Source organism: Lutimonas sp., assembly GCF_051011215.1.
GTDB lineage: Bacteria > Bacteroidota > Bacteroidia > Flavobacteriales > Flavobacteriaceae > Lutimonas.
Window position 1 is genome coordinate 1 of the sequence record NZ_JBPCUJ010000139.1, and the last position, 3,256, is coordinate 3,256.

Consider the following 3,256-nt stretch of genomic DNA (forward strand, 5'->3'; position numbering starts at 1 on the left):
CTTTGGTGATGCAAAAAAGTAATGATTTATCAGGAGTAATTAAAACCATATCCGAACAATTACACGACCTGAACATCACGTACAGCAATGTGAGCTTTGGAATTGATAGTGATGATAGTGATTATAACTTCTGGACATTAGTTTCAGGCCAGTCGGACCCCGTTAAAATTACAGTTCCTTATATTGACCATCCTATTACAAAAGCTATTTCGGAATCAAGAAAAAACAAGCAAAACTTTCTTGTCGATTATTTTCCAGCTGAGGTTCACAGTATTTGGCTCAATCATGCCATTGAACATTCGGTTTTAAAATCGATGCCAAAGGAAGAAAAGGAAAACCTGCTTAGCCTGCCTCTGACAAGATCAGTAGCACTGCTGCCCAATATATTTTTGGTAGTTGCCTTGTATAAGAATAAACCTTATTCAGAAACTGATAATGCCATAATTGCTCGATTTGGTCAGGTTTTTGAACAATCATACAGGCGTTTTCTGGATCTCAAAAAAGCAGAGGCACAAGCACGTGAAGCGCATATTGAAGCGGCTCTGGAAAAAGTAAGGTCAAGAACCATGGCCATGCAATCCAGTAGTGAATTAAGGACAGCAGCCAACCTATTGTTTTTGGAAGTACAGGGCTTGGGTATCAATGCCTGGAGTGCTGGATATAATATCCTCTCAGAGGATAAAACCCAGAGCGTTTGCTGGATGAGTAGTGAGGGGGAGCTGCAAGACCCTTTTCCTTTGTATTATACTCAGGAGGCATCTTTTATTGAAATGGGGGCTTTTTTAAAAAGTGAATCTGATTTTTTTGTTCAGGAATTAGGAGGTCAAGATTTAGTTCAGCATTATGACTATATGACTTCTCTGCCTGAATTAAAAGAAACATTTCAGCACCTGAAGGACTCTGGCCTTTCTCTGCCAACATATCAAATTAACCATCTTTGTAAATTTAGTCAAGGTTATTTGTTATTTATAACCTATGAAAAGGTTACAGAAGCTCATGACGTTTTTAAACGTTTTACCAAGGTCTTTGAACAAACCTATACCCGTTTTCTCGACCTTAAAAAGGCAGAAAATCAATCGAAGGAAGCTCGAATAGAACTTGCCTTGGAAAGAGTAAGGGCAAGTACCATGGCTATGCACAACAGTATGCAATTGGCTGAAACCGCACAGGTTCTCTTCGAACAATTTGATCTTTTGGGAGTTATTCCAGATCGAATAAGTATCGCCATTTACAACGAAAATAAGAGAAGGTTTGAATTATGGTCTACCGATCAGAGAGGTAAATTGGTAGATCATGTGCACTTTTTTTCAATAGACGAGCCTATATGTATGGCGAAAACCTTCAAAGCTTTTAAAGAAGGTAATGAAACATTTGTTTTGGATATTCAAGGCGAGGATTTAGAAGAATGGGTTCGATATGTCAAAGAGGAAGCAAAGATGGAAATAGATGTATCCAATTTAGAAGGTAGGAGGGTGCAACATACGGCGTATTTCTCACAAGGCTATCTTATGCTAAGTTCCCATATGCCTATAAAAAATGAATCCTTGCAGCTTTTGCTTCGTTTTGCTAAAGTTTTTCAACAAACCTATACTCGATTTCTGGACCTTAAGAAGGCTGAATCACAAGCAAGAGATGCAATTCGACATGCCTCTGTAGACAGGGTTCGAGCTGAAATCGCCTCTATGAGAACAACGGCAGACCTTAAGCGAATTACTCCTTTGGTCTGGAATGAATTGAATACTTTAAATGTACCTTTTATTCGATGCGGGGTATTTATTATGGATGAGGATTTGCAAAGAATGCAAACTCATTTATCCACCTCAGATGGTAAGGCCATTGCCTCATTCGAACTTCCATTTGATGATTTAAAACCATTGGAGCAATTGCTCCCTTATTGGCGTAGAAAAGAAATGTTTACAGATTATTGGGATCAGGCGGCTTTTATTGAATCTACCAAAATATTAATGGATAAAGGCATGATAACATCATCTGAAACCTACTCTTCAGGCAATCAACCAAAGAATTTGCATTTGCATTTTCTACCATTTTTGCAAGGAATGCTATATGTTGGAAGCGAAATCTCCTTATCGGATGAGGAATTAAATTTGGTTCAGAATCTTGCCGAAGCTTTTTCTACTGCTTACTCGAGATATGAAGATTTTTCAAAGCTGGAGATGGCGAATAAAAAGATTGAAAAAACACTGGTAGATTTAAAACAGGCCCAGTCTCAATTGGTTCAGTCTGAAAAGATGGCTTCTTTAGGTGAGTTGACCGCTGGGATAGCACATGAGATTCAAAACCCGTTGAATTTCGTCAATAATTTTTCTGAAGTATCGAGCGAGCTTATGGAGGAAATGTATGAAGAAATTAAAAATGGAGATGTTGAAGAAGCCCTTGAAATAGGAAGCGATATTGAGCAAAATCTTCAAAAAATACACCACCATGGTAAACGGGCCAGTGAAATCGTAAAGGGGATGTTACAACACAGTCGAAGCAGCTCAGGTGTGAGAGAATTAACAGATATCAATGCCTTGACTGATGAATATCTGAGGTTGGCATATCATGGCTTACGGGCAAAGGACAAGACCTTTAACGCCAAAATGGAGTCTGACTTTGACCCCTCAATTGAAAAGATAGAAGTCATTCCACAAGATTTTGGAAGGGTCATACTGAATCTGATCACAAATGCGTTTTACGCTGTTGATCAGAAGAAAAAACTAGTGAACGGAGATTTTGAACCCAAAGTTTCAGTATACACAAAAAAGAACAAAGAGAGCATTGAAATAAAGGTCATGGATAATGGAAATGGCATTCCCGACAATGTTTTAGAAAAAATATTTCAACCTTTTTTTACTACCAAGCCCACCGGACAAGGAACAGGATTGGGGCTTTCACTGAGCTATGATATTGTAAAGGCACAAGGTGGCGAGTTGACAGTTGAAACAATTAAAGGAGAAGGAACCGAATTTATAATTAAACTACCAGTATAATTTATGAGCTTACAAAAAATAATTATTGGATTGCTACTAGTGCTTTCGGTTATGGAGTTAAGAGCTCAGGATACACTTTTTATTGCCGCGGCCAAAATGGATAGTTTGAAAAAACTTGTTTTGAGTCATGAAGGTGAAGAAAAAGTAAAATTACTTAATCAGTACGCACAGTATAGCTTGTTTAATGGCGAAATTATTAAAGGATTTACTCTTGTATTAGAGGCCTATGATTTGTCAAAGGAAATTGGTTTTAAAGAGGGAGAAAT

General features: G+C 37.9%; 2 protein-coding genes. Both read left to right on the top strand.

What is annotated here, in order from left to right; genetic code table 11:
• Positions 1-2,990 (top strand): sensor histidine kinase (locus ACR2MV_RS13535; protein ID WP_434022502.1); only part of this gene is annotated, 2,990 nt, incomplete at its 5' end.
• A 3-nt stretch (positions 2,991-2,993) separates the two neighbouring features.
• On the top strand, positions 2,994-3,256 hold a 263-nt coding region (locus ACR2MV_RS13540; RefSeq protein WP_434022503.1), incomplete at its 3' end, for a hypothetical protein.